This is a genomic window from Variovorax sp. GW821-FHT09D05 (assembly GCF_059416325.1).
Genome location: NZ_JBWKOZ010000024.1, coordinates 1 through 5,963 on the forward strand (window position 1 = coordinate 1; position 5,963 = coordinate 5,963).

Annotated in this window: 1 protein-coding gene; it reads left to right on the top strand. The window is 65.6% G+C overall.

Annotation, left to right across the window (positions count from 1 at the left end; translation table 11 throughout):
- On the top strand, positions 1-5,963 hold a 5,963-nt coding region (locus tag AC07O3_RS34425), incomplete at both ends, for a LysM peptidoglycan-binding domain-containing protein (RefSeq protein ID WP_495341510.1).

Consider the following 5,963-nt stretch of genomic DNA (forward strand, 5'->3'; position numbering starts at 1 on the left):
TACCTGACCATCCAGGCTTTCGATGCCGCGGGCAACACCACGGTGCGCGTCGAATACGCGCAGGCCGCAAAGAACTCGGACGGTTCGGCCTGGGCCGGGGCAAGCAACCTCGCGGGGTGGACGGGCCTGACCAACGCGGGCGGCACACCTCCCACGTCACCGCCGGACGCCGCCAACGATCGGCGCGTGGACATCTTCTACGACCGCAACAACCGCAAGACCAGCGAGAGCCGCCGCAACGTCGAGTACAGCACCGCGTCCAACGGCACCAGCACGCGCGGGGACCTGACCACCAGCTACGGCTACGACGCCGTGGGCAACCTCACGAGCACGACCGACGCCAAGGGCGCCACGACCTACAGCTACTACGACGCGCTGGGGCGCGTGACAGCGGTGGCCGAGCCAACGCGCGCAGGCAGCGACGGCGCGACCCCGGTCACGCCATTGACCGTCTTCCGCCGCGATGCCTATGGCAACGTTGTGCTCAAGACCGAGTACCTCAACGGGGCTGATGCCAATGGCAATCCGCTGAGTCCAAGCACCTTGGGCCCTGTGCAGGTGCCCAACCCGCAGGTCGCGCAACTGGCCGCGAACGGGTGGACGAATGTCGGGCCGGTCGGCTACTTCTCGCCCGTGCCCTTCGCGGGCGGTGTGCCGATCTACCAGATTCACGCGACGCTCTTCCCCAATCTCTACAAGTACGTCACGCAGGCGGAGTTGGTGGCGAACCTTGCGCCCGTGAACGGCGTCCCGATTTGGGGCGAACCGACACCCATCGGATATGTCGCCGAGACGCAAGCGCCGGATACACGACCGCTGTACCGCATGCGGCAAAAGAGCGATCTCGAATTCACCCAATTGGTGGCCGACCCCAACGAGATCGCGCGGCTGCAGGGCCTTGGCTGGAGCTTGGACCTCGACGGAAGTGGCAATGCCCTCGTCCTCGGATACCTGGGAACCACCAGCGCTGGCGCGATGGACACGCCGCTGCAGATGGTCATGCAGGTGCTGCCGTTCGTTGACCCCAACGACCTGACACCGATCCTCGGCGAGGAACATCGCTACCTGCCGGGCACCATCAAGGTCGACCCGATGTCCGATCCCTCGGCCTTCGCCGATGCCATCGCCAATTCGGACCGGACCACCTTCACCCAGTACGACGCCCTGGGACACAAGGTGCAGAGCACCGACGCCATGGGCGTCAATCACTACAGCTCCTACAACGCACAAGGCCTGATCGCGAAGGAGTGGCAGGGCGTCAGCGACAACGCAGGCACCACGCGCACCCTGTTCCGCGCCTACCAATATGACGCGCTGGGCCGGCAGACGCACGTGCTCGACCCGGGCACTCCGAGCGACAACGCCGTCTACACGGAAGGTGCAGCCAGTCAGGGCAATGGGTACGTCAACAACCCCAAGGCCACGGTCGTGCCGGGAGGCTACGGCCCGAACTACGGACAGGTGATCTACGGCAACGACAACTCCTCCGACGGCACCCACGGCGACGTGCCGATCGGCGTCGATACGACGGTGGAGATGGGCAAGTTCACGCTCGAGCTCGCGCAGCTGGCCAACCTTCTCGACCTGAAGACGGCCGCCGGGTTCAGGGTCGAGTTCGACTACGTCACGCCAGAGCGTCCGCCGAAGATGCTGCCCGGGACCACCGTCCCCAGTGAGCCAGCGGTGCCGGCCCATACGGTCACCTACGGCCAGGACTTCACGGACATGGGCCTGCTCGACACCGCCACCAGCGTGGATCTGGTGCCCGGCGAATCGGACGGGCCCATCGGTGCGAACGGCAGCATCCTGCGGATCCGCATCTACCAGTTGGGCATCGTGTTTCCGTTCCCGACGCCCATCAAGGAGCCTACGCCGCGCTGGGAGGGTACGCAGGCGCAGGCCGATGGGCAGAACGCCCTGGCGAGCGGCCCTGCCGCGTCGGGCACGGTGGTCGATACCGCACTGAACTACAACGCCTTCGGCGAACTGGTGAGCAAGGGCGTCGTGGGCCAGGCGGGCGGTGAATACTTCGACTACGACAACGCAGGCCGCCTGTGGCGCACCAACGCGGGCGACGGCGTGGACAAGGTCGCGCTGTACGACTTGCAAGGCCATCAGACCGCCGACATCCGAAGCACGGGGCAGGGAAGGGCCGACCTGAACCTGCGCAATTTCGGCAACGCCCAGGAGATTGCGGGCCTGGCCGACGTTCGCCGCACCAACACCACCTACGACCTGCTGGGCCGGGTGGCAAGCACTGCCTTGCCCGAACGCCTGGAGACCCAGGGCGGCGTCAGCGTGCACACGGGCGTTCTCAGCACTGCGGTGTCCACGAGCAACGGGGCCGACGGCAAGAATGTGAATGCAGTGAACTTGAACTGGCCCGGCTATCTCGGTGGATTGGGCAGTGGCGATGTCTCGGTCACGATCAACTACATCGCCAAGGATGCGAATGGCAACGATGTTGCCGGCAGCCGCACTCAGATCCTGAGAGCCGCACAGAGCGCCGACGGCGTGCAGTTCAGCTGGAGCGAGGACAACCGCATCCAGCGCGTGACCCATGTCACCGTCGACAAGGAAGATCTCTTCGGCCACTGGACCCGTGTCATCGACAAGGAGGGGACGGGCTATGTGGGGCAGAGCGTGGACGTCGCCGCTCCCAAGGACCCCGGCGCCACGGTGGTCGTGCAGGTGCGCGTGGCCGGAAGCTCGGGAGACAGCGGCTGGACCACGGTGCCGACCACGCGCTTCGGCGACAGCCTGCGCTACGACGCGTCCGGGCTCGGACTGGGCAACTACGAGTACCGGGTCTTCACCCAGGTGCCCGGCGACCCCGCGAGCCTGACGACGCCAACCGCGACAGGCTCCCTGTCGATCACGCCGCATCTGCTGGCCACCATCAGCCTGAACACCAGCCTGGGCGTTGCGCCGGAGACCTTCGCGTGGCAGAGCCCGCAGGCGGGCGATACGCAGATCATCCGGTTGCGTGTGGCGGGTTCCCAAGGGCCATGGATGGAGCAGTCCATCGGCCAGCCGCAGGGCGGCTGGAGCGGCATCAGCCTTGCGGGCCTTGCCGGCGGGACCTATGAGTACGAGTTGCTGTGGACGCACCCGGGCGATGCCGGGCCATACGCCCATGCCACCGGCCAGCTCAATAAGGTGGCGGCCGTGCCAGGCACGCCCGAGCAGGTGATTGCGCCGGTAGGGTTGCCGCACATCGACGGTGTGGCGGTCATTGCGCCGTATCCCTACGAGCCCAACGACGGAGAAGGGCAACCCGTCTACGTGCCGGCCATGCGACTGCCGGTGATGCTGCCCTACCTCAGCAGCCTGCAGATCGGCGTGCCTGGCGGCATCCTCGTGCCGCAGAACATCGTCTATCCCGACGGACTCTACGGCTACTACATTCCGTCGCACTCGCCAAGCCTGTCGCCGGGCGTCTACACGTACGTCTACTCGTACTCCATCGCGCCCAACGTGCTGGTGCCGACGCACCATGCGATCGGCCAGCTGACCGTCAACGGTGACGGCAGCATCAGCATCACCGACACGACGCCGGCTTACCAGCCGGGCTACACCATTCCAGGGACTCCCGGCAGCCCGGCGCAGTATGGTTGGGCAGCCACGCAGCCCGGCCCCTATGCGATCAGCCAGGACCCGATGTTGGGCGGCCCGAGTCTGGGCATCGTGGCAGGTGTCAACGGAAGCAGTGGTTACCAACGCCCTGTGGTCAACCAGAACGTGGACCGCTGGGGCAACGTGGTCTCCATCACAGACCCGCGCTCGACGGCGTGGAAGACCACCTACAGCTACAACGCCAACAACCAGCTGATCCGCCAGGTGCAGACCGATGCGGACGGCAATGCCGGCGCGGATGCGAATGGCAACGTCACCAACGCCAACGCGCCGGTCACGCAGATCTACTACGACGCCATGGGCCATCAGGTGGCCGTGCGCGACGCCAACGGCAACGTCAACGGCCAGGAGTGGGACGCGGGGGGCAACCTCGTGCGCGAACTGCATGCCGATGACGGCGTGATCAGCCATGCCTACAACGCATTCGGCGACAAGGTTCGCACCATCGATGCCGTCAACCGGACCACAACCTTCCTGTACGACAAGCTGGACCGGCTGGTGCGGACCAACAGGGGCTCCGGTGGAGAAGCCATCGCGGAGTGGCAGAGCTGGGACCAGGCCGGGCGCAAGCTCAGCCAGATCAATGGCGCCGGCGACAAGATCAAGTATGACTACGACCTGCGCGGCAACCTGATCAGGACCACCCAGCCGCTGGGCCAGACCACCCTGGCGGCCTACGACGCGCTGAACCGCAAGATCATCGAGATGGATGCCAACGGCGCGGTGGCCGCATGGCGCTACGACTACTTCGGACAGCTCAAGGGGCATACCGATATCGGCGGAGCCAGATACACCTACACCTACGACAACGCGCGCCAACTGGTCGCGCAGGGCAGCAGCGGCGGGCCCAACGGTGGGCAGAACCGTACCTACGCCTACGACGCGGCCGGCCAGCAGATCCGCATCGACGATCTCGCCATCGGCCAGACCACCAGCTACCGCTACGACCTGGCGGGACGTCGTCTGCGCGAGACCACGGTGCAGGGCGGCATCACCTACCAGGACAACCAGATCGCGTACGACGCGCTGGGGCGGATCCGCTGGGTGGCCGATACCCGTGCGTACATCAGCATCGACTACGACAAGGTGGGCAATCGCACCCACGTGGGTATCCATGTGAACGATCCGTCCAGCGGCGTGGGCGGCAACGATCACTACATCGACAAGTACTACGCGTACGACGCGATGAACCGCCAGACGATGGTGGACGCGCAACGGCTGGCCGATGGCACCTTGGTGTTGGGCGCCGAGGGCCATCGGTTGACGTATTTCAAGGACGGCAACCGCGAGAGCGATACGCACAACAGCGACCAGCGCGTGGTCCAGGTCAATGGCCAGTGGGAGGCGGTGACGGGTGTGACAGGCGAGACCCAGGAGGTCTACAGCTACGATTCGCTGGGCCGCTTGAAGACCAACACGCGCGACGGCGTGACGATCGACACACGTGTCTACGATGGAGCCGACCGCGTGCTGATGAGTGGGGTCGTGCTTGGCGTCGGTGGGGTGGACCTGGGCTACATCAACGCGCATAACCTGCTCAATGGCGGTCCCTTGCCGGCAGATCTGGCCGGTGGGCCTCTGCGCGGGGACATCAACACCTACGATGCCAACGGGCGGCTGATCGCCCAGGTCAGCAACAGCGTCGGCGTGACGCCAGTGCACAGCGAAGCGACGTACAAGTACGACGCCGTGGGCAACATGGTGCTGTCGGAGTCGTCATCGCTGGCGGCGGGTTCGGCAGTGGCTACTCATAGCGCCGAAAGAACGCGGTTCGAGCGCGCCGAAGGCTACCAGGTCAAGACCCGGGAGAGCGGGGCCACCGGCCAGCTGCCGGGCTACCTGGGTTACGCATACGACGCCAACGGCCACATGGTGCGAACGATCGATGCGCACGATCAACTGCTGCCTCAGCACCGCTTCGTCAACGATGCCCAAGGCACCGTGCTCTACGCGGACTACACGAGCGCGACCGACCCGAACACAGCTTACAACGGCCAGCGCCAGATGGTGGTGAACGGGGAGGTGCTCGGGCGCTATGGGCAGACGATCGATCAGCGCTACCCGCAGGGCAATCCGTTCATACCGGGCGCTGATGTGATCAAGCCCGAGGTGAGCTTCAGCTTCGGGTATCAGCCGATCGACGGCAACTATCCCTCGGGCAGTCCGGGCATGTATGCGGTGCAAGTCAACGACACGCTGCAAAGCATTGCCAAGGGCGCGTATGGCGACGGCAACCTCTGGTACCTGATCGCGGACGCCAACGGGCTGATGAGCAATGCGGATCTGCGCGCGGGCCAGGTGCTCACCATCCCCACGCGGGTGACGAG